General features: G+C 48.8%; 20 protein-coding genes, 1 tRNA gene and 1 pseudogene. 3 read left to right on the forward strand and 19 right to left on the reverse strand.

The window, feature by feature from the left end:
- Positions 1-85: 85 nt before the first annotated feature.
- Both dprA and ybgF read right to left on the reverse strand, forming a co-directional pair.
- A complete protein-coding gene (gene dprA / locus ACI0FJ_RS03675) occupies positions 86-1,213 on the reverse strand; it encodes a DNA-processing protein DprA (protein ID WP_424299139.1) in 1,128 nt (375 codons plus the stop codon).
- A 57-nt stretch (positions 1,214-1,270) separates the two neighbouring features.
- Complete coding sequence (gene ybgF / locus ACI0FJ_RS03680; RefSeq protein ID WP_424299143.1) at positions 1,271-2,056, reverse strand: tol-pal system protein YbgF; 786 nt, start codon at positions 2,054-2,056, stop codon at positions 1,271-1,273.
- A 356-nt stretch (positions 2,057-2,412) separates the two neighbouring features.
- Between ybgF and ACI0FJ_RS03685 the strand changes: the two genes are divergently transcribed.
- Positions 2,413-3,363, forward strand: coding sequence for a hypothetical protein (locus tag ACI0FJ_RS03685; RefSeq protein ID WP_424299146.1), 951 nt, complete (start codon positions 2,413-2,415; stop codon positions 3,361-3,363).
- 90 nt (positions 3,364-3,453) lie between these two features.
- On the opposite strand, the gene ACI0FJ_RS03690 is transcribed toward ACI0FJ_RS03685, so the two are convergent.
- The 8 genes from ACI0FJ_RS03690 to ACI0FJ_RS03725 all read right to left on the reverse strand — a co-directional run bounded on the left by ACI0FJ_RS03690 (position 3,454) and on the right by ACI0FJ_RS03725 (position 12,728).
- Complete coding sequence (locus ACI0FJ_RS03690) at positions 3,454-6,486, reverse strand: Hpt domain-containing protein (RefSeq protein WP_424299149.1); 3,033 nt, start codon at positions 6,484-6,486, stop codon at positions 3,454-3,456.
- Positions 6,487-6,565: 79 nt separating this feature from the next.
- Entirely contained in the window at positions 6,566-6,934 is a 369-nt protein-coding gene (locus tag ACI0FJ_RS03695) for a response regulator (protein WP_424299152.1), read from the reverse strand.
- A gap of 12 nt (positions 6,935-6,946) precedes the next feature.
- Complete coding sequence (locus ACI0FJ_RS03700) at positions 6,947-7,618, reverse strand: chemotaxis protein CheW (protein ID WP_424299155.1); 672 nt, start codon at positions 7,616-7,618, stop codon at positions 6,947-6,949.
- The gene (locus ACI0FJ_RS03705) at positions 7,615-8,385 is read right to left on the reverse strand and encodes a ParA family protein (RefSeq protein WP_424299158.1); all 771 of its coding nucleotides are present in this window, start codon (positions 8,383-8,385) and stop codon (positions 7,615-7,617) included. The genes ACI0FJ_RS03700 and ACI0FJ_RS03705 overlap by 4 nt, the downstream gene beginning before the upstream one ends.
- Positions 8,386-8,415: 30 nt before the next feature.
- On the reverse strand, positions 8,416-8,820 hold the full coding sequence (locus ACI0FJ_RS03710) for a PilZ domain-containing protein (protein ID WP_424299161.1): 405 nt from the start codon (positions 8,818-8,820) through the stop codon (positions 8,416-8,418).
- 3 nt (positions 8,821-8,823) lie between these two features.
- Positions 8,824-9,699 (reverse strand): CheR family methyltransferase, encoded by an 876-nt coding sequence (locus ACI0FJ_RS03715; RefSeq protein ID WP_424299164.1) that lies wholly within the window; start codon positions 9,697-9,699, stop codon positions 8,824-8,826.
- Positions 9,700-11,628: a HEAT repeat domain-containing protein gene (locus tag ACI0FJ_RS03720; protein ID WP_424299167.1), complete on the reverse strand. Its 1,929-nt coding sequence runs from the start codon at positions 11,626-11,628 to the stop codon at positions 9,700-9,702.
- Between the two features lie 53 nt (positions 11,629-11,681).
- On the reverse strand, positions 11,682-12,728 hold the full coding sequence (locus ACI0FJ_RS03725) for a protein-glutamate methylesterase/protein-glutamine glutaminase (protein ID WP_424306470.1): 1,047 nt from the start codon (positions 12,726-12,728) through the stop codon (positions 11,682-11,684).
- 576 nt (positions 12,729-13,304) lie between these two features.
- On the opposite strand from ACI0FJ_RS03725, the gene ACI0FJ_RS03730 reads away from it, so the two are divergent.
- Both ACI0FJ_RS03730 and ACI0FJ_RS03735 read left to right on the forward strand, forming a co-directional pair.
- Positions 13,305-13,381, forward strand: a tRNA-Pro gene (locus ACI0FJ_RS03730).
- A 112-nt stretch (positions 13,382-13,493) separates the two neighbouring features.
- Positions 13,494-13,806: pseudogene (locus ACI0FJ_RS03735) on the forward strand (transposase); the annotation flags it as partial.
- A 383-nt stretch (positions 13,807-14,189) separates the two neighbouring features.
- Here ACI0FJ_RS03735 and ACI0FJ_RS03740 read toward each other — a convergent pair.
- From ACI0FJ_RS03740 to ACI0FJ_RS03780, 9 genes are all read right to left on the reverse strand, one after another.
- A complete protein-coding gene (locus ACI0FJ_RS03740; protein WP_424299170.1) occupies positions 14,190-14,861 on the reverse strand; it encodes a D-lyxose/D-mannose family sugar isomerase in 672 nt (223 codons plus the stop codon).
- A gap of 31 nt (positions 14,862-14,892) precedes the next feature.
- The gene (locus tag ACI0FJ_RS03745) at positions 14,893-16,014 is read right to left on the reverse strand and encodes an ABC transporter ATP-binding protein (protein ID WP_424299173.1); all 1,122 of its coding nucleotides are present in this window, start codon (positions 16,012-16,014) and stop codon (positions 14,893-14,895) included.
- A gap of 171 nt (positions 16,015-16,185) precedes the next feature.
- A complete protein-coding gene (locus ACI0FJ_RS03750; RefSeq protein WP_424306472.1) occupies positions 16,186-17,028 on the reverse strand; it encodes a carbohydrate ABC transporter permease in 843 nt (280 codons plus the stop codon).
- Positions 17,029-17,065: 37 nt separating this feature from the next.
- A complete protein-coding gene (locus ACI0FJ_RS03755) occupies positions 17,066-17,968 on the reverse strand; it encodes a carbohydrate ABC transporter permease (RefSeq protein WP_424299176.1) in 903 nt (300 codons plus the stop codon).
- 80 nt (positions 17,969-18,048) lie between these two features.
- Entirely contained in the window at positions 18,049-19,311 is a 1,263-nt protein-coding gene (locus tag ACI0FJ_RS03760) for an ABC transporter substrate-binding protein (RefSeq protein ID WP_424299179.1), read from the reverse strand.
- Between the two features lie 209 nt (positions 19,312-19,520).
- The gene (locus ACI0FJ_RS03765) at positions 19,521-21,188 is read right to left on the reverse strand and encodes an AMP-binding protein (RefSeq protein WP_424299182.1); all 1,668 of its coding nucleotides are present in this window, start codon (positions 21,186-21,188) and stop codon (positions 19,521-19,523) included.
- Between the two features lie 215 nt (positions 21,189-21,403).
- Complete coding sequence (fliM, locus tag ACI0FJ_RS03770; protein WP_424299185.1) at positions 21,404-22,384, reverse strand: flagellar motor switch protein FliM; 981 nt, start codon at positions 22,382-22,384, stop codon at positions 21,404-21,406.
- 120 nt (positions 22,385-22,504) lie between these two features.
- On the reverse strand, positions 22,505-22,873 hold the full coding sequence (locus ACI0FJ_RS03775; protein ID WP_424299188.1) for a hypothetical protein: 369 nt from the start codon (positions 22,871-22,873) through the stop codon (positions 22,505-22,507).
- 1,095 nt (positions 22,874-23,968) lie between these two features.
- Complete coding sequence (locus tag ACI0FJ_RS03780) at positions 23,969-24,835, reverse strand: IS3 family transposase (protein WP_424306474.1); 867 nt, start codon at positions 24,833-24,835, stop codon at positions 23,969-23,971.
- Positions 24,836-24,842: the final 7 nt, after the last annotated feature.

A 24,842-nucleotide genomic window follows, 5' to 3' on the forward strand; every position in this document is an offset into this window, starting at 1 on the left:
CCCCCGCATAGTGGCACCAGAAGCGATTTCATGGAAGATGTAAGCTTCCATTAATCCAGGGAATTCGCCTTTAAGAAAAGCTCCTCTAAACCAAACTGTAATACATCCCCGGCCATTGTCGAACAAGTCCTTTCACTTCCAGCTCCACAAGGACTCTGCTGACATCGCCGCTCCCCAAGTGAGCCATTCTGCCTACCTGATCGATGTGTAAACGTTCTCCTGCAGAAAACAACTTGGCAATACGCTGCGCTGTTCCTTCCAGTCCGCAGGATGAAATGGCCTGGTCGCAGTCCGGCATCTCCTTTGGAGATGTAGAAAGGACTTCCGGCCCTAAAATGTAGCGTAACTCCTGCAAAATATCATCCGCACAGGAAACAAGACAGCCTCCTTGCCGGATAAGTGCGTGACACCCCGTGAACGTTGGTTTGCCCACGGGGCCTGGCAAAGCAAAAACTTCGCGTCCCTGGTCCAGGGCATGGCCGGCTGTAATCAAGCTCCCGCTCTTGCCTGCGGCCTCGGCAACCAGAACGCCATAGGAAATACCACTGATGATGCGGTTCCGAACGGGGAAATGGCTTGCTTCTGGTCCCTCCCCATACCCGTACTCGCTCAGCAACAATCCCTTGGTTCCAAGTGTTTCCCAGATATCCCTGTTTGTCCTGGGGTATATAACATCTAGCCCTGTGCCCAGCACCCCTATAGACCCACCCGGGCCTGTCAGTCCGGAGAGATGGGCTTGACGGTCTATGCCGCTGGCCATGCCAGAAACGACTGTTACACCATACCGGGACAACTCCCGGCTTATTTTCATTGAAGCTTCTAGTCCGTAGGAAGAGCATTTGCGTGCACCGACAACTCCCACACAGGGATTACGTAAAAAAGAAATATCTCCTTTATAGTATAAATATAAAGGAGGATCTGGAATTTCACGCAAAAGCGGGGGATAACGGCTGTCTGTCACAAGTAGATACGAGGCCCCATGCCGTTTGGCAGCCTCGTATTCCTTATCTGCTTCTTCCTTCCAGGAACGCGTCTGAAAAGCGTCTACCTGACGTTTGCTAGCCAGTCCCAAGGCAAGCCAGGACCGACATTGCTTTGCCGCTTCAAGAAGAGAGTCAAAGTGGTCAATGATGCCACGCCATGTACGAGGCCCAAGCCATCTACTGTGGCGAAGAGCCAAAGCCGCCCGGTACTCGTCGTGCAGTTCTCCCATAGCTATCCAATGCCGTCTTGAGCCGATTTTTCAAACTATTTCGGCAAGCACCGCGCCCTATTGCCCCAATGTCTTAAGCTTTTGTCGGGCAAGACGTGCAGGATCAGAGGTAGGATACTCATCAAGTAATGCCTGGAGATAAAAACGGGCATTGGCGGCGTCACCAAGCTTATCGTAGCTGTAGCCTATTTTAAGCAAGGCCGCTGCTGCTTTGTGATGCTTGGGGTAGTCCTGGGTTACATCTTTAAATGTTAGAATAGCCTGGGCAAAACGCTTTTCACCGTAGTAGCTTTCTCCCAGCCAATACAACGCATTGGGGACAAGGGGATTCTGCTTGTTCTTACCCAAAAATTCGTTAAGGACCTCACGGCCTTCTTCATACTTTTCCGCACTAACCAAAGCCTGTCCTCGATGATACAGTTGCTCAGCGTTTGCGTTCGCAGGAATGGCAGAATCTCTTGCGGAAGAAACGGCAGGCGCAGGTGCCCCGGTAAAAGGGGTATCCCCACCTTGCGTGGAAACGGGTTGGGCAGGTTCGTCCTCCGATGTTGGTTGCACCATGACATTTTTATTCATGGCCGCCTCGTCCAGACGAGTTTGCATTTCCATATGAAGGGCTTGAATCGTTACTTCCAAATGGTCGATTCGAGCAGCCATGTCATCCGATTGCCTTCGGAGACGCTCTTCGCTGGCTCGTTGCTTTTCCTTAAAATTCAAAAAGTTCTCTTCCAGACTTTGCAATCGCCATGCGTCGCTGTCGGGTGAGGCAGATTGTTTATTTGCACAGCCACTCAAAACAAGAAGCAGAGAGCCTAATAGGACAAAAGGAAAAACTTTATTCATACGGAACTCCCACTAGTGAAAACAACGTGAAGCACTACGTTCACAAGGACATAGGCGTTATCAATACGCAAGGCAAGCCGTGCGGTCCAGCTTGCCATACCACATCATTTAGGGCAAAAATACCGGGCCATGCGTTAGGGAGGGGCTGAGGCGCAACGGAGAGGGGCGGCAAGTTCAGTACAAATGATGACAAGGCCGCCTGCTCACTTTTGAGTGATTCCACTCCGGAAGGACGGGGCACCGCACAGACCCCAGTTATTTCTTTCTGCAAGGCTTGTATGCCGGGGACCCCGCATATCTTTCGGCTCCCCTCCCAACAAAGCAATATTGCAAATCATTTCGGAGGATTCGGATACATGGCTTTTTCTTCTGGGGATATTTTACTGGCAGCCAACATGGCTCCACTTGCCTTCAACGTCTTCCTTGCCATGACAGCCTTAGGCATTCCATTGGTGGCACTGGTCTGTGAAATTCTCGCTGCCAGTAAGGGCAAAGTCTTTTATAAAAAGACAGCCCAGCAACTCAGTACGTTTGGCTTGGGGTGCATGGCCTACACATTGTTTGTTGTGGCCGGAACGCTCATTTTGATTTATCTCAAAATTCCAGGCCTGCTGCCTTTCGGTACTCCTGTGAACGTTCCTCTCATTTGGGCCTGCATACCGTTGGCACTTTGGGTAGTTGCGAGTATCACACATGCCATCACCTGGAAAAAACTTAAAACATCACAAGCACTCCATATCCTGATTGGTGTCGTCGCGGCTCTTGCCGGACTGTGCGTTGTTTACGTCAGTGTAGCCCTTACGTACGCGTACATGCTGCCCTTGCCCGGAGAGCGAGTGCAACCCGAAACCCTCATTGCGCTGCTGGCCCCGACCGAGGCTCCTATTTTTCCTGCCCTGGCCGTATCCATGCTTGCTTTGGCTCCTCTTGCCACCACGGCTTTAGGACTGGGATACATGCTCTACCGTAGAAAAAGGGACGATTGGGGACGCGACTATTACGTATTTTCACTACGCCTCGTTTCCACAATGGCAGCCTTTTTCGGAGTGCTCTTCCTGGCCCTGCAAATATGGGTGGGAATGAGTATTCATACTGTTTTCGGGCAGCTTGTTGCAGTGCAGAACATCGCCCCTGCATGGTATGCGGGAATGGGAACCGGACTGGCCAGCATTGTGCTGTGGGCAGCTGTCAGCAGAAGCTCGATGCCTATGCGCCTTTCCGGCTTTATTATTCTGGCCGGATTTTTCGAGTGGAGCATGCTGACTTGTCTTGGTTTTGCCGGACTCAAGTTGTTTTTTCTTTATTAATTCCCCCCACCGCACTCCCTAAAAAATCATAAAAAAGGGCCGGAAAGTCAGCTGACTTTCCGGCCCTTTTCTTTTTGCAAGTTATTATTCTCAGTTATTTTTCAAAGAAGAAGACATCGAATAGACCTCATGCGGATCAAGAATCAAAATGACGCTGCCATCTCCCATGATTGTCGCACCGGAGATTCCTCTTAAATCAAACTCGTTGAGGTATGCACCCAACGGCTTGATAACGATCTCCTGACGTTCAAGGAGCCTGTCAACGACAATGCCAAGTCGGCGGTCATTGTCATTGATAATGACAACAGGCAGCAGGTCACGTTTTTCCTTATTGGGAGGCAAGTCCAACACCTCGGAAAGTTCTATTATACCGAGGACTTCACCACGCAACTCCAAGGCCTTACGGCTGTTCACATCTGTGAGACGCTTGGCATTCAACTTGGTGGTTTCGGAAACAGCATCCAGAGGGATGGCGTACATGTTCCCACTGACCATAACCATAAGCGCATCAATAATGGCCAACGTGAGCGGTAGGCTCAAAGTAACCTTGGTCCCCTTACCGAGCTCACTGTTTACACTCACACTGCCTTTGAGGTTCTTGATGTTGGAACGAACCACGTCCATTCCAACGCCTCGGCCGGAAATATCGGTAACCTTCTCGGCCGATGAAAAGCCAGGAGCAAAGATAAGCTCCAAAGCTTCCCTGTCGTCCATCTGAGAGGCCTGCTCCTGTGTTATAAGCCCTTTCTTTAAAGCCGAGCTCCGAATTCTTTCAGGATCAATTCCTTTTCCATCGTCCTCAACTTCAATGGCAACCGAGTTGCCGCGGTGATATGCACGCAACCAAACTTTGCCCACAGGATCTTTTTGTGTTTGGGCTCTTTCTTCTTCGTTTTCCAGTCCGTGGTCAACGGAGTTACGAATCATATGAACAAGGGGGTCGCCGATAACTTCGACAACACTCTTATCCAGTTCAGTATCCTCGCCTTCCGTAATCAATTCAACCTGCTTGCCGCTTTTACGGGAAAGGTCACGGACCAACCTCGGAAAACGCGAAAAAACCGTCCCAACAGGCACCATACGCACGTTCATAATGGTGTCCTGCAGATCATCGGAAATGCGGTTCATGGAGTCTGTTGTTTCAATCAGATTCTGGGCAATTTCCTGCACATCCAGATGGCCCTCTTCAAGGGAACGCCCCAGCATAGCAAAACGGTTACGGTTGATGATGAGTTCTCCGATGAGGTTCATCAAGTGGTCGAGCTTTTCGTGGTCGACACGGATAGTTGCCGAAGTTTTCGGCTTGGTGGGAGCGCTGTTTGCTTTCTGTGGAGCTGCCGGTTTTGTGGCAGATTTCTGAGGAGCTGCTTTTGCTGCCGGCGGGGCTGCCTTTTTCGGGGCAGGCTTGGAAGCAGGTTTCGGTTCCACAGGTGCGATTTCTGCCACGGCAGTAGACTTCTCAGCCTTTTTGCTCTCAACGGCAGGCGATTCAGGAGTTTTTTCTGGCGCAGGTTTAGACTCTTTGGGAGTCTCTTTTTCAACAGGCTTTTCTTCAGCTTTAGCTGTTTTGTCAGCAGACGTTTCAGCCGATCCCCCAGCTTTTTCTGCTGGTTCTTCGGGTTCTACTCCGAGCTCCACGAACTTGGCCTTGACCAGATCTTCAAGGATGGAACACTCCTGCTCCAGAATATCCAGCATCAGGCTGAAATCCAGATCGGAGCCTCTAGCCTGGTCTACCAGGCCAGCTGTTCTTTCGGCTGTGAGTTTGATTTCATCAAACCCCATGTACCCGGAAGAATTCTGAATGGTTACCAGACTTCTGAACAACCCATCGATAAAATCCTTATCTGTGCTGTCCTTACGCAGAGTTTCCAGAGCAAAGGAGACGTTCTGCAGCTGTTGGATATTGGCCTGAATAAAGGCCTGAACATCTTCCTCGTCGTATTTGCTTCCGTCCTGTCCATCTGCAGGCTGTGCTTCATCCTTTTCAGGTTCTTTTGCCGTTGCAGGCGAAGAAGAAATCTTCTCTTCAGCTGCTGGTTCATCCGAAGGCTTTTCAGAAGGCGCATCATCGCTCGCCACATCATCTGCTTTCTGATGTTGCCCTGGTTCCGGCAAAAAGCCATGTTCGGATGCACGCTGCAGGCGCCACTCCATTATCCGGGTATCAATGGGAGTGACTTCTGCTGCTTTGGAATCGATACTGTTGACGAGGTCGTCAATCAGGTCCACGGCGGACAACGCAAGGTCGATCAGGGAGTTGGAAACTTCCATTTCATCCTTGCGTACTTTATTGAGCAGAGTTTCAGCCTCGTGCGTCAACGAGTTGAGTTCTTTATATCCGATGATACCACTGTTGCCCTTTAGGTTATGGAAAAAACGAAAGATGTCGTTAACCAATTCCTTGTTGACGACAGGATCTTTTTCCAAATCAATCAGCAGTGTTCCCAGACTTTGAACATTCTCATGTGCTTCTTCAAGAAAGTCCGTCAGGTGCTCCTCTCCAAGCACGGAAAGCTTATATGTTTCCGGCTCGAATGGTGGCAAATCCGGCAAGTCCTCAACGGCAACAGCTTGCTCACCGGGCTCAACAGCATCCCAGTCAATTTCATCTTCAGCCGAATCATCGTCGGGTTCAACAAAATTTTCTTCTGGATTTTCTTCTACAGGGGCAGCTTCTTCAGCAGCAACCTCCGCCACTTCAGGGCCGGAACTTTCCTGAATAGCCTCACCTGCCATGAGCCGGGCAATCTGGTCGATGATGGGGTCAGTATCAACATCGCCTTCGGTTCCATTCTCTTCAAGCGAGTCGATCATGCTGCGCAATGCGTCAGTGGCCGAAAGAATCACATCCATGATGTCCGTCGTAACCACTATATTCCCATTACGGAGTTCATCAAGGATGTTCTCCGCTTTATGGGCAAGCCCATTGATCTTGTTCAGTCCCAAAAATCCAGATGCACCTTTCAGCGAATGCATGGGCCTGAACACATCGTTTAAGAGCGACAGATTGTCCGGGGCCTTTTCCAGCTCCAGAAGGGTCGGCTCAATCGTCTCCAAATGTTCTTTGGCTTCGACTATAAAGTCTGCAAAGATTTCAGGATCCATAAAATCCTGGTTCATCTATCAACTCCGAGGCTTGTACTGACTCGACGCTTAAGCAGACATACCGCCAGGCGACGCGTTAGCGTGTGCTTTCAGATTAACCCAACAGCATTTTGACGTTTTTAACCATCTTTTCAGGTTGGGCCGGTTTAACCATATACAGATTTGCTCCAAGACCGAGACCCGTCTGAATGTCTTTTTCCTGGCCTTCTGTTGAAAGCACTATAATGGGAATGTCCTTGTAGGCATCTTGGTCTCGAACGGATTTGATGAAGGTAAATCCATCCATGCGGGGCATATTGACGTCCGAAATGATGAGGTCAATAGACTCGCTCGCGTAAAGTTTTTCGAGTCCATCCAGGCCATCTTCAGCAGTCGTCACCTTAAAGCCTTCTTTCTTCATAATAAAGGCCACAAGGTTTCGTACTGTTTTGGAATCATCAACTATGAGGATATTTTTTGACATGCTTCCTCCGCATTATCTGGAAAGAATGCTTGTTACCAAACGTTCTACGGATATAATATTCACCAGCTTTTCGCCCGATTTCATCAGACCGGAAAGAAAGCTGGCGTTTATTCCCACGCTGGCTTCAATGCTCCACTCTATCTGCTCCTGCAAAGCCCGGTACATGGTTACGATTGCCGTAACCATAAGACCAATCTGCAGCCCTTTGAATCTACATACAATTATAAAGCGGTCATCCTGGACATCTCCTGTCGCCATAATGCTCCGCATAGACACCAAAGGAGTTACTCGACCGCGCAGATTGATGACCCCTTCCACATACAGTGGTGCTTTGGGAAGACGGGTCGGAGGCACATACTTAATGACTTCCTGAATGGCCTTGATAGGCAGGGCATACTCCTGCTCTCCAACCATAAAGCTAACCAGCTGCAACTCGGGATCTGTTCTGAGGCGGGCTTCAAGCTCATCATCTTCTCCGCCTCCTGAATCACCACGCGGTCCAAAGCCTGCCACCGCATCTTCACCACGAGGGTCATGCCGGGGGATACGTGCCAGTGCTTCTTTATTTTCAAGGCCCAAATATTTTTCAATAAAAGCCTTTTCCGCATCTGTAAAACTTCCTCCATGGACTGCAGCACCAGGGAGTTCCACTTTTTCCTGGAAATATTCTTCAGGTGTCTTCATTGGTTCATTATTTCCTTTGCCAGCAGCATATATTCCATTGCCCCACGACAATTGGGGTCGACGTCATAAATAACCTTCCCCCTGGCGCTGGCTTCCCGAAATTTCGTATCCATATTGATAATGGTGCTGAATATTTTCCCCCTGAATTTACGGCGTAGCATATTCAAAACACGCCGGCAGGCTCCAGCTCTTCTATCGTACATGGTCGCCAATGCCTTAAATTTTACAGGCTCGGGCATAACGCGATTAATCATTTTAATCGTATCAAAGATCAGACGAACTCCATGTAATGCCAAAAAATCGGTTTGCACAGGGATGATAAGCAAATCGCAGGCCACAAGAGCGTTTACAAGCAAAACTCCTACGTGTGGCGGACAGTCCAAAATAATAAAGTCATAGTCGTCTTTTACGGTTTCCAACGCATCTTTAAGGATCATTCCTTTACGGGGGCGGTCCTTTGTGTCCACTTCAAGCTCTGAAAGACGTATGTTCCCTGGAACAAAATCCATCCCCGATGCTTGTTCTCTTAGGATGATACGTTTCCAGAGTTCTGCATCACCCTTTTCTGCGTTAAAAAGATCGTATGCCGTATGCTTAAGATCCTCTGGAAAAAAAGCCATATGGATCGAAGCATTAGCATGCGGGTCAAGATCCATGATCAAAACCCGCCGAGATAATCGGGTTAGAGCTGCCCCCAAAGACAACGCCGTGGTGGTTTTGCCCACACCGCCTTTCTGGTTGCCAACTGCTAATATTTTTGCCGACAAACGAACCTCGCTTCGAAACAGATCCCTGCCTTATTCTGCTTCTTGACTGTATTTTCGGATCAGATTTTCTAGAGCGCGCCAGTCATCTTCGTCAACATCGAGAAAACGCAATCCGGCATAACAGGTTCCATCGGCATCTTTTTCCGCCCACATGACTTCGGAAATAGCTTGCATGTATTGTCCTACGTCACTTTCAAAGACTTTAAGATAACCGGGATGGAACTTACCGAATCGGGGCAGGAAGATTTTTAAAACTACCTTGCTTTCGGGTTCAAGAAGTTGTTCCGTTTTTATTCGTACACCACCCACACTAATGTCCGCACAGCAGACTTCATTCTTGGGCTGTTTTCCCAAAGGAAACTCGAATGCACTGTATTCAACAGTAAATTCTTTGGGAAGGCGTTCATACTCTCTACGGTTGTCGCTGTCTCCCATCGCTCACCCCTCTTTGTTGTAGACGATGGCACCGGGATGGTGGATGGGCTTGAACGCCCTCGAAATATTATGCAGTGACTCCGAGTGTCCAATAAGGAGAAACCCTCCGGGAAGCAGATTGTCGTAAAAAGATCCGATTACCTGCTTCTTCACGGCATCGTCAAAGTAGATGATAACATTACGGCAGAACACAATTTGAGAACGTTCAACACGCTTCAACTGGACTTTATCATTAAGGTTGATCTGACCAAAGCTTACGAGCCTTTTTACTTCAGGGATAACCTTGAATTTGCCACCGTCCTCTTCGAAATACTTGCGGACAATTTCTTTGGGTGTTGTTCGCAAGGCGTAATCTGTATAAATACCGCGCCGGGCGGACATGAGAACCGCTTCTGAAAGGTCATTGGCAGTAATTTTTATATTCCACTGAGAAATGTCCTTCCCCAACACCTCGTGCAGGATAATCCCCAAGGTGTAGGGCTCCTCGCCGGTGGAACACCCTGCCGACCAAATACGAAGACTTTTGGTGCGCTTGGCTTTTTGCGCATCAAGCACTGTTTTAAGTACTTTGTCCTGAAAGACCTTCAACTGCGGAGGATTTCTGTAAAAGCTCGTCTCGTTGGTCGTAACCGCTTCGAAAAGTCTGTTCAATTCCTGCTGTTTTCGCGGATCATACTGCAAATAATAAAAGTACTCTCCGTAGTCTTTCAGATTGAGTTTTTTGATTCTATTGGCCAGCCTGTTTTCCAAAAGATACTTCCGGTTGTCGGCAATATAGATACCGCTCCGGTCATATATAAAGTCCCTAAGCTGCGTGAATTCCTCATTGGAAATTTTCAGCTCCTTTCCGAGTATTCCCGACTTGGAAAAAAGAGACATCTATTCATCCTCGCCCTGGGACTGAATCTTTTGCACAGCTTCTTCAGCCGCTGCCATCAATTCCGGTTCGTCTCCGCCCGAAACCTCGAGCAAGGCCCTGAATGCAGCCTGCCCCCCTATCTCACCAAGACTTTCAATCACTTTTAACACGATCAGTTTATTGTCCGAATCCAGCAGTTGGATCAATTTAGGAGTTGCCTGCCGCTCTTGGCGGGACGCCAACGCTTCCATGGCCCGGATTCGGACCCAATCATCGTCGTCATCCAACGCCTGCAGCAGGTAAGGTATAGTCTTGGGCTCATCACTTTGTCCCAGTAACTCAACAACCGTCAGGCGTACGTCACTATTTTCATCGTACAGCCTGCGTACAATCATCTCGAGGCAGTCATCACCAAATCCGCAAATCTGAGCCATGGACTCAAGGGCCACCTTTCGGATATCCGGAACTTCATCTTCCAGAGCATTTTTCAATACCTCCTTCTGATGGGCGAGGTTGAGCTTGCCAACAGCATACACCCCCATCAACCGATGCAACGGATCATCACTGGAGACAAGTTCCATGAATCGTTCCGGCATACCTTCTGAGCCAAGCTCAATGCAGGCTTCCAAAGCGACTTCCTTAACGTCATTCCATGGATGGTCGAGAAAAGAGAAGAGAAGTTCCTCGGCTGGCACATACTGAACTTTTTGCCCAAGAAAATACAAAGAATTTTTAATAACGGTCCCGTCTTCATGCGTCTTTAAAACATCCATAAAAAAGGGAGCAGCTTCTTCGCCTGCCGTTTTCACCAAAGCCTGAACGATCTCCCGCTGCAGGTCCCGGTTTTTGTCTCTGAAAGCATCGATGAGGATATTCGTCACTTCCGGCGAAGGGATGCGTGAGAGTACGGCAACGGCCACTTGCGCGCGCTCAGAAGATTGATTTTGCATTGCATGGGAAACCAGAGACTTGGTCAGCCCGATGCACGCCAGTGAATCGATAGCTGCCTCGATTCGTTCGGATTCGCGGTCCACATCCATTGTGGCGGCCAAACGAACAACATCGTTAGACGCGTCGTCGCCGCCAACATAAGCTAAACCACGAATGACATCGTCCTGTATGGCCTTATCTTCATCTTTAAGTGCAACACGAAGATACTGCCGGAAGTTCTCCCGCTCTCCTTCGGAAAGCAGAGTAAGAGATTTCCCTCCCAGAATTTTTACAATGGCCTGAACAATTTTGTTCCGCAGAGCAGTAGGACTTTTCTCCAACCGCCGTAACAACATGGTCACGGCCTTGATATTTCCAATCTCCCCAAGAGCTTCCACAATCATGGAAGCCACAAGGTCGGAACAGGTATCCAGCCGTTTGACCATTGCAGCGACACTAGAGTCCGCACCTATTTTGGAAAGAGCTTCAATAACAGCGAAAAGGACCCATTCGTCATCATCAAGAGATTTATCCAGGCACTTGGCAGCTTCCGGCATAGCCAAGTTTCCAAGGCTGACGGCCGCCTGATAACGTACGTTGACTTCTGGGTCCTTAAGCAGGCTTTCGCACAATGGAGCAACCGCTAAGACATTGTCTGTCGACCCCAAAATATCCGAAGCGAAAATCCGAAGGTCCGGATCTGCGTTGTGCAACAAGTTGATCAAGGTGGAGAAATCCTGGTTTCCGACCTGGCGCAATATGTCCATGGCCAAGTTACGCACCGGAGCGTCTTCTGACTCGAGAAGCGGAACCATGTTCTGCACGGTCTCTTTGCCCCCGATATCACGCAGGGCAGTGTCCGCAGCCTCCTGTACGCCCAGGTTACCGCTCTGCAGCAGGCCGACCAGCAGCGGGATTGCGTCCTGATCTTTGGTTTCCCCAGCCTTGAACGCAGCTTCCCGAAGGACTTCCGGCTCGTCGCTACGCAACAATTCCAGAATTTCTTTTGATTCCGGCATATTCGCTTTCCTCGTTCCCCAACTTGTCAAAAAGGACCGGATCATGTCCCGACTTATTTGTAAAGCCCCTCAACAATGGCACCGGCCACATCATCTATATCCACTATTTCGTCAGCTAAATCTGCATCAACAACTGCCTTGGGCATGCCATAGACAACGCAAGATTGCTCATTTTGCGCAATGATTCTACCGCCCTTTTGTTTCAATTCGGCGATACCTTCCTTGCCGTCACTGCCCATGCCGGTGAGGATGACTCCCAACCCGCGCTTGCCGACACCTTTGGCAACCGAAGAAATAAGCACATTGGCTGAAGGCTTGTACAAAGCTTCTTCAGGGTGCGGGGTTACCCGCAATTCGATACGGCTGACCTTCTGGTCGATCATTAAGTGCTTGCCACCAGGGGCTACATAAGCGGTCCCAGGCATCAGTCGTTCACCATCTTCGGCTTCTTTCACATGTATTTTGCATACACCATCAAGGCGCTTGGCAAAAGGCCCGGTAAAAGCCGGAGGCATATGTTGTGCTATGACGATGCTCGCCGGAAAAGCGGCGGGCAGGCGTGAAAGCACATTCTGAACGGCAGGCGGACCGCCCGTGGAAACGCCAATGGCCACAACATCGCGCACCTGAGTCCCAGAGGGCGTCATAAGTTCACGACGAATGGAAGTTGGGTCAGATTTCTTCTGTGCAGAAGCGGCAGCGCGAACTTTTGCCCTAAATGCCTGAGTCCTGGGGATGAACTTACGGGTACCGATGTATTTGACCTTTTCCCGCAGATCTTCCTCAATTTTAACAATATCCAGAGAAACCTTGGACAATTGTTTAGGAATAAAATCCACGGCCCCGAGTTCCATTGCTTTGAGGGTGGATTCTGCCCCTTCTGTGGTCAAAGAAGAAACCATCAGTACAGGACGAGGCATATCCGCCATGATGTGCTTCAGAGCGGTGAGCCCGTCCATGATTGGCATTTCAATGTCCAAAGTCACAACATCAGGCTGAAACTGTTTTATTTTTTCGAGTCCTTCCTGGCCGTTGCGAGCCGAAGCAACCACAGTGATAGCAGGATCTTTCTCCAGCATGGTGCCTATGGCCTTGCGCATAAAGGCGGAATCGTCGATGACAACGACTTTGATTACGCTCACTCCATTCTCCTTGGAAAACCCTTTCGATTATTCGACAAACCAGTAATTCGTTTTTTAAGCATGTATAATGCGGATGCCATGGTTTGCATTATGGAGGTTTGACGACGGGGTTAAATTATTTTTTGCACAACGGCAGAAAAACAATCCAATTACCTCACGTATTTTATGATCATACACCAACCATGCGCTCCCCTCAAGACACATCCCCAACCCAAAAAAGGAACGACTTGTAACCGACTGGCCCTTTCTGAACTTGGAGCTCTTAATTTCCTACCGAACACGAAGGAATCTATAAAAAGGAAATTTCTGTTTTCTTTGGGGGGATGGCAGCCAGAGGAAAACTGCCTAGATATTAAACTTACCAATGTCCAGAAGTTAGGTAGCCACACACAACTTGACTTAAATACATTATTGGCTTCCAGCAAGAAAAACACTTTATGACTCCGCCTACGAAATTTTTTTTACTTAATTTGAAACCTTTTTCAAATTCTCCTTGCCAAACCATTACAAATTAATTAGACATTCCTTCCTTCACGGGATGTGGCTCAGCCTGGTAGAGCGCTGCGTTCGGGACGCAGAAGCCGGAGGTTCAAATCCTCTCATCCCGACCAGGTAATTCAAGGGGTTACGACTAGCGTCGTAACCCCTTTTTCATTGTGAAGCACAAAAAATCTGAAATTTGCTGCGCAATATGCAGATTAAAAGCCCAATAAGGTGTTGTGTGCCGATATCACGTATATCCCCATGAAACGAAGCTTCTCTACCCGGTGGCGATCATAGATTGGCATAGTCGTGCGGTTCTCTTGTGGCGTTTGTCGAAAACCATGGACACTAATTTTTTTGTGTTTCCGCTTTGGAGGAAGCCATGAGCAGATATGGCGTACCCGAAATCTTTAATGCGGATCCGGGGCACAGTTCAACAGCTACATCTTTACCAGGATGCTTCGTGATGCCGGAGTGCGAATATCCATATACGGACGGCCGCGAGATGGACAATGTGATAACTGAACGTCTTTGGTGTTCGCTAAAATACGAATGCATGTAGTTACGGGAATTGGAGGCCGGGATCGATTTGTGGCAAGCTTTGGCGTAATAGTTTGATTTTTTTTTACAACACCCGGCGTCCGCACTTCGCTTTTGAAGGAAAAAAAACATGGAAATATACAAAGGCATCAGGCCAGCCCCTCCCTGTCCTACCCCAAATCGGACGGCATAATCAGTAAGAATGTCCACCTGAGTGCTGCGGCCAATTAGTCCAAACAGCCGGGCCCACTTCTATGATCTGGCATGGTGAGGGGTAGACTACAGCCTAAAGAAGTATGAAAACACAAAACTCTGGTGCCCTTAACATGGAGCCGCATAAGAAACGCCCCGTGAGGCATGATGTCCAAACGGGGCGTTCATGTTTTCAAATCAAGGCTAAACAAATTGAGGGTAGTCCGTAACCAACAAGTGCACCGGAGCCTCGTCCTCCTCAAGAGCAGGGAAACGCGGCAGAGTCTGCTGAAAATGATTGTCCGTATTATCATCATTGACGGAACTAACTTCTCCTACAAGGACTTTGCCTTTCCCCGCCTCGCCGTAAAACTTGTGGTACATCCCGCGCTCCAGGGTAATGCTTTCTCCCGGCTGCAGAATGATTGTACCTCCCGGCTCAACCACATGGGGAATTCCATCAACAAGAACGGTCAGCGGCTGGTCCGATAAATTTTCTTCGGCATCCGAACCGTACAGCTCAATAACAAGGTTTCCCCCACCCCGATTTATAATATCTTCCATCTTGGTCCAATGGAAATGCATGGGACAGACCTGCCCTTCCCTTACAATCATAATTTTTTCGGCATAGGGTTTCGGGTGTTTCAAAGACAGGTTTCCATTGCGGATGGTAAATAAAATCAGCCCGGTGGATTCAAAATCATTTTGTCCATAGTCTGTCAGGTCCCACCCAAGCATATTCTGGACGATTTCCAAATCGCCCTTCCCCTTCCAGTCTCCCGGCCCCCAAAAAGCCCAAGGAGGAAGATGAAAGCTATGTGCTTTAAAAAAATCCTTGGCATCTGTTATCAACGCATTGATCTGACTACGTTTCATCTCGATTCTCCAAGCAGAAAATTCGTGGTGTCTACCGAGCGGCTATCCTCAACTCGGTTTTTGGGTCAAAGAAAAGGGCTTTGGACATGTCCAAGGCCAAAGACATGGTCTCTCCAGCACGTTTTGCTAGATCCGGATGAACCCGACAAACCACCTCTCGGTCGTTAAGCGTCGTATAGACCAGAGTATCAGGGCCGGTAGGCTCCACGACGTTTACCTCGCAATCCAAATGCGCAAGGCTTGCATCGTCTCTACCAACAAATCCAGCTGAAGCATGTTCGGGACGAATTCCCAGGATCAATTCTTGCCCGTCTATAAGCTCGGAGAGGGCTTCCTGTCCGCTAGAAATCTTCACGGTAAAATCCTTCCCCGCCTTGTTACGAAGGATCACAGCAGCCTCATTGGCGCTGCGGACAACGGAAGCAGGAATAAAATTCATGGCCGGAGAGCCGATAAAACTTGCAACAAAAAGGTTGGCCGGTGTTTCATAGACCTCGCGGGGAGTTCCCACCTGTTGCACGATGCCGTCTTTGAGAATAGCGATACGATCAGCCAGAGTCATAGCCTCGATCTGATCATGCGTCACATAGACGATGGTTGTATCCAGACGCTGATGCAATTTTTTGATTTCGGTCCGCATTTCAACACGCAATTTCGCGTCAAGGTTGGACAACGGCTCATCAAAAAGAAATACGGCAGGATTACGCGCTATGGCACGCCCCATGGCAACTCTCTGGCGTTGGCCGCCAGACAACTGCGACGGTTTACGATCCAACAAGTCCTCAATTTGAAGAATCCCAGCGACTTTAAGAATAACCTTTTCTATCTCATCCTTGGGGACTTTGCGGGTCTCAAGGCCAAAGGAAATATTCTTACGGACAGTCATGTTCGGGTACAAAGCGTAGGACTGAAAGACCATGGCTATGTCACGGTCTTTGGGAGCAACTTTGTTGACTACCCTTTCGCCAATACGGATTTCACCGGAAGTTATGCTCTCCAGTCCGGCAATAAGATTAAGCAATGTCGACTTCCCGCACCCCGAAGGCCCGACGAGAACAAGGAACTCTCCGTGCACTGCATCTATGTTTATTCCCTTAAGTACCTCGACCGAGCCAAACGCTTTACAAACATCTTTGATCGTAAGTGAAGCCATTTCTCTTCCTTTTATCTCCGCCCGAATGATTAAAACGAACCAGGCGCAATCTTATCTCAATTCCCTAATTAAAATCGCTAGATGCCCGTTGAAGGCCCCTAAAAATTCCAGCGACAGCTCCGAACTCTTTGGTCCGTCGAGAGTAAATACGCTCAAGGGCAATGAGCAGAGCTAGCCTTTGACTGAGCCAGCCGTCAGGCCGCGTACGAAGTACTTCCCTGCCACGAAATAAACAAAGAGCGTAGGAGCGGCGGCTATTATGGCAGCTGCCATATCCACGTTATACTCCTTCACTGCCGACGATGTATTAACCAAATTGTTCAAAGCAACAGTGATAGGCTGTGTATCTCCAGTGGAAAAACACACGCCAAACAAAAAATCGTTCCATATCTGCGTCGTCTGCCAGATGATCGAAACCATTATAATCGGCAGAGAAATCGGAAGCATAATCCGCCAGAAGATACGAAAAAAACCGGCCCCATCTATACGAGCTGCTTTGACCAGCTCGTCGGGAACTGACACGTAAAAATTTCGAAAAAAAAGCGTGGTGAATGCTATACCGTAAACAACATGAACCAAAATCAGTCCGGTAATGCTCATGGACATGCCAAGAAAGCCCAAGGTTCGAGCCATCGGCAGCAATACAACCTGAAAGGGAATGAAGCATCCAACCAAAAGCATGGCAAAAAAAGTATCGCTTCCGCGAAATTTCCATTTGGCGAGCACGTATCCGTTGAAAGCACCAAGCAAAGAGGAAATAAGCACGGCTGGAACTACCATCTGCACCGAATTCCAGAAATACCCTTTAATGCCACCCTGCGTGGTTCCGATACGGGCTTCTCCCCAGGCTTTGGTCCATGCATCCAAGGACCATTCATGCGGCAAAGACATCAGTGTGCCTGTTCGAATGTCGTTCATCGTCTTGAAAGACGTGGTCAGCATAACAAATAAAGGAATAAGGAAATACAAGGCGAAAAGGATCAGTATCGTATAAAGAAAGGCTCTGGACAGCATGTCCGCCAGTGTGCGTTCCCTTACCGGGCCTGTAAAATTAGCCATTCTTTCTGCTCCGAAGTTCCGAATAAAGATACGGTACAATAATGGCCATCACCATGAAAAACATCATCATTGCACTTGCTGCACCCAGTCCGAGCCTCCCCCGGGTAAAGGAGTAGTCGTACATGAATGTCGCCGGAACATCTGAAGAGTACCCCGGTCCCCCCTGAGTCAACACCACAATAAGGTCAAAACTCTTTATGGCTATGTGGGTGAGAATGATGAACGAGCTGAAAAAAACTGGACGCAACGAAGGAATGATAATTTTACGATAAATGCGCACCAATCCCGCACCGTCGACCTGAGCGGCTTTGATGATGGAGTCATCGATACCACGTAGTCCGGCAAGAAACATGGCCATGACAAATCCAGTCGACTGCCAGACTCCGGCAATAACCACTGTATATATGGCCATATCCGAGTTTACCAGCCAATCGAAAGTAAACGTGGAAAATCCCATCTGATGCATCAGATGCTCAAGACCCAGCCCTGGGTTGAGTATCCATTTCCAGGCCGTGCCCGTGACCACGAAAGAAAGCGCCAGAGGGTAGAGGTAAATCGTGCGCAGCACTCCTTCCATTCTTATTTTCTGATCCAAAAATATCGCCAAAAGCAGGCCGAGCATGGTGCAGATAAGAATGAACAACACCCCGAAAACAAGTAGGTTTCCACAGGCTACCCACCATCGGTCAATGTGAACAAGCTTGCCGTACTGCATCAGCCCGGCAAACTTATACACAGGCAAAAAAGTTGACTTTGTAAGGGAAATATAAGCGGTCCAAATAATGAAGCCGTAAATGAAAACCACCATGGCAACGAAACTCGGAGCCACCACGACCTTCGGCAGAACGACTTCCATAAAACTGAAAAAACGAGATGACCCCGTGGCTGTACTCATAAACTTCTACTTTGCACGGTCAACGCACTCTTAAATTCTCGATAAAAAAAGGGGCGGAAATTTCCGCCCCCTGGTATCAATTATTCGGTTTCAGCTTCCTTGACCGCAGCCGCCAATTTCTTGGCTGCTTCTTTCGCGGACATATCGGAATTATAAAAGTTCGTGATTACGTCAAACATTGCCCCTCGGACAGCAGGATACACAGCCATTTCGTGTGCCATGCTGGGCTGCAGGGAACCGTCCGAAGCGGTGGCTTCGAACTCACTCATGGAACGATGGGCCACATCGTCGAATTTGGTACGATCAATACCAAAACGAACCGGAATGGAGCCCTTGTTCAGATTAAAAACAGTCTGAAATTCTGGAGACAGAATAAGACGAGCCATGGTTTTCTGTGCTTCCTGAGCAGCCTTATCCTTGACCTTGAACATAATAAAGCTGTCCACGTTGAACAGATACGAATTACTCGTCCCAGGAACGGGAACGGCAACATAATCCACTCCGGGCGATTGGCCGGCAGCGGTGAATTCACCCTTTGCCCAGTCACCCATGAACTGCATGGCAGCCTGGCCCTTGATAACCATAGAGGTTGCGAGGTTCCAGTCACGCCCCGGGGCATTTTTGTCCGTGTACTTTTTGACAGTGCGGAGAGTTTCAAAAGCCTTCACCATGGTATCGCTGTCGATAGCCTTGGGATCAGCCTTAACCAGGGTATTTACATAAAAATCAACACCACCCACCCCAACTACGATAGATTCAAAAGCTGTGGCTTCCTGCCAATTCTGGCCGCCGAATGCCACGGGAATGAAACCGGCTTTTTTGATTTTGTCACTGGAAACTACAAATTCATCCCATGTGGTGGGAATCTTTGCTTTAGCCTTGCGAAAAACTTCGGGGTTGCACCACATCCAGTTGATTTTGTGCACATTCACCGGCACGGCAACCCAATGGCCGTCGTACTTCATAATCTTGGCCACCTGGGGAGGAACAAGCTTGTCCCAGTTGTTGGCTTTGGCTACATCGTCCAGGTTGGCTAGAACGCCCATTTCGGCCCACTGCTGAATCTGAGGCCCTTTAACCTGTGCAGCGGTCGGTGGATTACCGGAAACAGCACGAGATTTGAGCGCTGTCATCGCATTTGCGCCAGCGCCACCCGAAACTGCGAAATCTTTCCAGTCATGCCCTTCCTTTTTAAGCATGTCTTTGAGCACGCCTACGGCTGCTGCCTCACCACCGGAAGTCCACCAGTGCAACACCTCGACTTCTCCGGCCATGGCGGCGGAAACCCACAAGAAAGTAGCCACTACACATGTAGCAACCACTTTACTGGAAGTACGAATCATGTTTTGCCTCCTCAAAGTATATTGTTGCCAATAGTCGAACGCAAAATAAGTATGATAATTTGTTTTGGAAAAGGCATCAGGTGTTTGGATACAATGTTCCTATTTTTACGACCAATACCCCGGAAAGGTCAATAAAAAACCCCGGATAGGGCGTAATGCCTGGCTTTGCCAGCCCTCCGGGGTTAATTCAACATTATGAAAAAGAAAAATTAAACTGCTGGGTTTGCCCTCTTCGAACATTCGGAAGCGACATACAAAAAACGCTTAATTTTCTGTGTAGGAGTCTTTTCAAAAGGCTCTTCCTGCTCGATAACCGTATGGACGTGGGAGTACTGAGCAAGATTCCTGTTCAGTCGGGTACGCAGATCTTCAAGAAAGACCATCACCTTGGATCGCATGGCCGACTCGATTGTCTTCACACTCTTAAGACACTCCTCAAGTCGTTCATAATCCAGATGCACTTTGGCAACCAGACGATTTCCCTGCTCATAAACCAAGGACTCGAGGACACCATCGAACTCGTTCATTACAGCCTCGATCTCTTCCGGGTAGATATTCTCACCGCTGGGACCAATAATGACGTTCTTGAGCCTGCCCTTGATGTACAGATACCCATCCTCGTTCATAACCCCGAGGTCACCGGTCTGCAACCAGCCGTCCTCGTCCATTACTTCGCAAGTAAGTTCTGGAGCTTTGTAGTAGCCCAGCATGATGTTGGGCCCGCGTACCCATATTTCCCCTTCACCCGTTTCCGGATCAGGATCGTGTATCTTCATTTCCACACCAGGAAGAACCGATCCGGTAGACCGGTAGCGGGTCTTGCAAGGTTCTACACCAGCCAACAATGGCGCAGTTTCCGTCATTCCGTAGCCCACGGCATAGGGGAAATGTGCTTCACGCAAAAAACGTTCAACATCCGGGGAAAGCGGTGCTCCGCCTATACAAAAGCAACGGAGGTTTCCACCAAATGTTTTTAACAGTTTTCGCCCTGCCAAGCGGTGCATGAGCTTGCGGCCAGCCGGCTTGCTGTAGGCCACACGTTTTGCAGTGGAAGCCGTCAATTCGGGAAGAATTCTACGCTTGTAAATTTTTTCAATAATCAGCGGGACGCTTAGGATTAAAGAAGGCTTCACCTCGCCCATGGCCGCAACAAGCGATGTGGGGGTAGGAGGCCCGCTCAGATAGGATACATGAATTCCCATCAAGACCGGAAGCACAAGACCCAAGGTACACTCGTAGGTGTGCGCCAAGGGCAGTATCGAGAGCATACGCTCTGTGCCGCCAATGTTGATCAGTTCCTGCGCCTTGACGGCATTGAAAACGATATTTTTATGGGAAAGCATCACCCCTTTGGAGTGCCCGGTCGTGCCGGAGGTGTAGATGATAGCTCCCAGATCGTCTTCACCAATGTACGGTGCTTCATCCATTCCATCCTGCATTTCACTACAACAGGGACGAACGGACGAAGTGATCTCCAAGGAATTCACAGAAAAAACGGTGTGCAGTCCGGCAGTGGCTTCTTCTACTTTCCAAGACAACTTTTCCGAGACAAACAGCGCCTTGCTTTCAGAGTGCTCGAGAATATGTTGGATGGCAGAGGGGTGAAAATCCGGCAGAATAGGAACAACAACACAGCCGAGGGTCGTGATGGCGAAATAGGCGACACCCCAGTTTGGCATGTTTTCGCCTAAAATAGCGATCTTATCGCCCATCCTGAAGCCCAGCCCGGCCAAACGACCGGCAAGCTCATGAACCTTTTCAACGAATTGACCATATGTCCCGGATTCTTCTCCTGCAAAAGAAAAACCCGCGTGGTGCGTATAGTTCTCTTCACAGTGACGAAGCACCACAGGCAGCGTATATTCGCTTATGAGCATGAGACGCGTTTCCCCCCAATAAAAGAATCCTGATTGCTTTAGGTCTTTTACCTGTGAATTTCAAGAAATTTATAAGTCACATACTTGAAAGACTTCAAATAAAAAGAGAGCACAATTTTTCCGTAAAGGATGGAAACAATAGCCCAACCTCAAAAGGAAATCCGATCATCTCAAAAAAAGAAAGTATGAAGAAAACGAGTCTCTAGAATCGAAGGCTAATACTTGGGCTCTTCCTCTCGGACAATTTCCACGGCTTGGTTGCTTTTGACCCGTCCTGGATTGACCCAAAATTTGCGGATGCCTTGTACATCAGCCTGGAGCAAGTCTTCATCGTCCGTGTCGAGCAGCAGAATGTCGCCGACTTCCAGGTTGAGCAGCTCACGTCCAGTTATGGTGGTCTTGCCGATGTTAACGACCATTTCGACAAGAATCTGCATCATCTCTTCTTTAAAACGGTTGGTCCATGCATGGTCTACTTCCAGCCGTTCCGACTGATAGGACGCATTGAGTTTGGAGCGAATGGGTTCGAACATGGAATATGGAAAACAACAAATCAGCGAGCCGATGGCATTCTCCAATTCCACCTCATAGGTCACGACCATGACCACATCGGAAGGAGGAACAATAGCTGCGAACTGCGGGTTTACTTCTGACCGTATCAGTTCGATGTGTACCTCATGGACAGGGTTCCAGGCTTCCTCCATATTGCTCAGGCATATCTTGACCACCCGGTCGATAAGCCCCTGCTCAATGGCTGTAAAATCACGCCCTTCAACTTTGGGTTGTCCCCCTGCGCCACCAAGAAAATTCTCCACAAGGGAAAAGACCAGACGGGAGTCGACGACCAGGATGGCATTGCCACGCAACGGATCCATCTTGAAAATATTGATGCTGGTAGGAACAGGAAGAGAACGCATGAAGTCCCCAAACTTGGACATATCCAACGAAATGGGGTTTACATCCACCCTCTTACGCATGGCTGTAGCCATGGAGTTGGTAAACAGTCTGGAAAAACGGTCATTAATGATTTCCATGACCGGCATGCGGCCACGGATAATACGGTCCTGGTTGGACAGGTCGAATGGTACGGCACCGGAATCATCCTCATCCGGTATGTCTGCCTCGGCTTCGACCTCACCGCCGGTCAGCCCCCTAAGGAGGGCATCGACCTCATCCTGTTGCAGAATCTTTCCCATATCCTACCCGATTACTCCTCGTCAGCTGCTGCCTTTCGTACCCAGCTATTATTGATATACGGCTCAGCCTTGTTTTTCAAGACATGAACTACCATACGTCATATCGGCCAACAGCCATTATTATTTAGCTTTTCCCAAGGGCAACTCATCTAAAAACTCAAAATCAACCACTCTGCCTTTGGAATCTGTGGAAACCCGAACGTAGTCTGCATCCTTATTCCCAATATCTATCGGGCGGATTCTCCAAACAAAATAGTATGTTCCGGCTTGTTGAGCGTCCACATCAACCTGGCGCCACAAGTAATGATCGCCGGTGTTGGCATCATAGGCTGTTTCCATGGGAAGTCTGTAATTCCTCACAGCCTGAATGTCCTGCCCTTTGAGATCATTCAGCTCATCCGTCAAGGAACGCTGCTGTGTTGAGGCACAGCCGAAACTAAAACTCATCACCGCCAAGGTCAAAAGCGAAAAAAGTGCCATACGAACCATCTCGCCTCCAACAGTTGCCTCGGTTATTTGACCAAACAACACCGGCCATCCCCAAATCAAGACAAGTAAGAAACAAACCTTTTCTTTTTAAACCAGACACCTTGGTGTGGCAACACCTCCCCAGGCAAAACGTAGATTTCTTATTTCTGGAGCAGTTGCTCAACGCCAGTCATTTACTGTATAAGTTTGTATTCATGGATGCTTGTCAGACTGGATCTCCAATGCCTCCCCGCCAAAGACGAAAACCATTATCGAGTTCACTCTCAATCTTGCCTTGTCGCCACCCAACCACAAAATACTTTATCAATTTTAAAAATCTACAGATGTTGATGAACCCGCCTTATCAAAACAGGCAAATCACCCCGATATAGCGCCCTATATCTCGTGGCGGGAAATGCGTGGTATTCGAAGTCCTCAAGTCTTTACTCAAGTTATTCTTTCCCATGGATGAACATAAAGGAATAGCATTATTCGACCAATTATCCACCAATGTTCCTCGCTCGGGGCCCAAAGATTCCCCCCTGTTACAGACCGTTTTTACCCAAACGGCAGATGAGTTTTCGGACCACCTGTACCCTATAATAGAGAGTAATTTCTTTCTCCAATTCTGCGGCAATTTATTGGGGGAGGAGATGCGACTGGTATTGTTGACTTTTTAATAACACTTTTACTTGATTAACTTTCCCCAACTAGGACTCCCGAGTTGGACGCGCCTTCCGAAGATAAAGGGAATCTTCTCGACAGCCAGGGTGCGCCAGAGCTCAAAGCCTTGAAGGGTTTTCACAAAACACAGGGAGAAGCAACCGACTGGACCATTCTTCTTGTTGTCAGAGGTATTTCTACAGACGCAACCAGAAAAGGTTCTCCATATGAACTCCCACGGCAGAAGCCGAAGGCCGGTCGCATTAGCGAAACAGGGGTATATTGCAATATATCTGTACTTTTCTCGGATATACGGTTTTGCCGGAGCCTCCCTGCACATAAAAAACGTACTGAAGCGTTCGCAGTTGTTGAAAGGTGGTTCTTCTCGTTGAAGCATCCAAGCCCAAACTGGGACTTGAAGTGCCATATAAAAAATGGACATTCTCTGAGAGGTTAGTCCGCTACGTTACTTTTAGCCTGGTGGATGTTTTCATATTCCACCGGGCTTTTATAACCGATTCCGGCATGCCGCCGTTTCCTGTTATAAAATCCTTCCAGGAACATGAAGATATCCAGTTTGGCTTCGGAGCGGGTCTGGTACCTGCTCCAATTTACCCATTCCCTTTTCAGCTTGCTGAAAAACGTTTCTGCAACGGCATTGTCCCAGCAGTTTCCCCTGCGGCTCATGCTACAAACCATTCCATTTTGACTCAGGGCTTTTCTATACAGTTCGCTGGTGTATTGACAGCCTTGGTCGCTGTGATGGAGCAATCCCGCTTTGGGGGATCTGGATTTAACGGCCATTGTCAGAGCCTTGCAGGCGAGATGTGAGTCCACGCGTTCCGACATTGCCCAACCCACCACGCGTCTGGAGAACATGTCCAGAGTAACAGCAAGATACAGCCAGCCTTCTCGTGTCGGAATATACGTAATGTCCGACGCCCATTTCTGATTCGGTGCCGAGGCTAAAAACTGTCGTGAAAGATGGTTTTCAGCCACAGGCGGATTCGGTCCAGTTTGACAGGGATAACGATGTTTTCGCTTCAACTTGGACTGCAGTCCAGCAGCCGCCAGCACCCGCCGCACTGTCTCCGGGCAACACCAAAACCCAACCTGCTCCACGACGTCCATATGCACCTTGCGATAGCCGTAAATTCCCCTACTGGCGTGATACGACTTCTGTGCTGCGGCAAGGACCAGCTGCCGCTTCAACGCCAGTCTACCGGGCTTTCGCCTTGCCCACGCATAATAGCCGCTTCTGCTGACGGACAGAACTTTGCAAAGAACCTTCGTCGGGTAATGTCCCCTTTGCTTTGCGATCCACGCG

The sequence above is a fragment of the Desulfovibrio sp. 7SRBS1 genome (assembly GCF_049723905.1).
Lineage (GTDB): Bacteria > Desulfobacterota > Desulfovibrionia > Desulfovibrionales > Desulfovibrionaceae.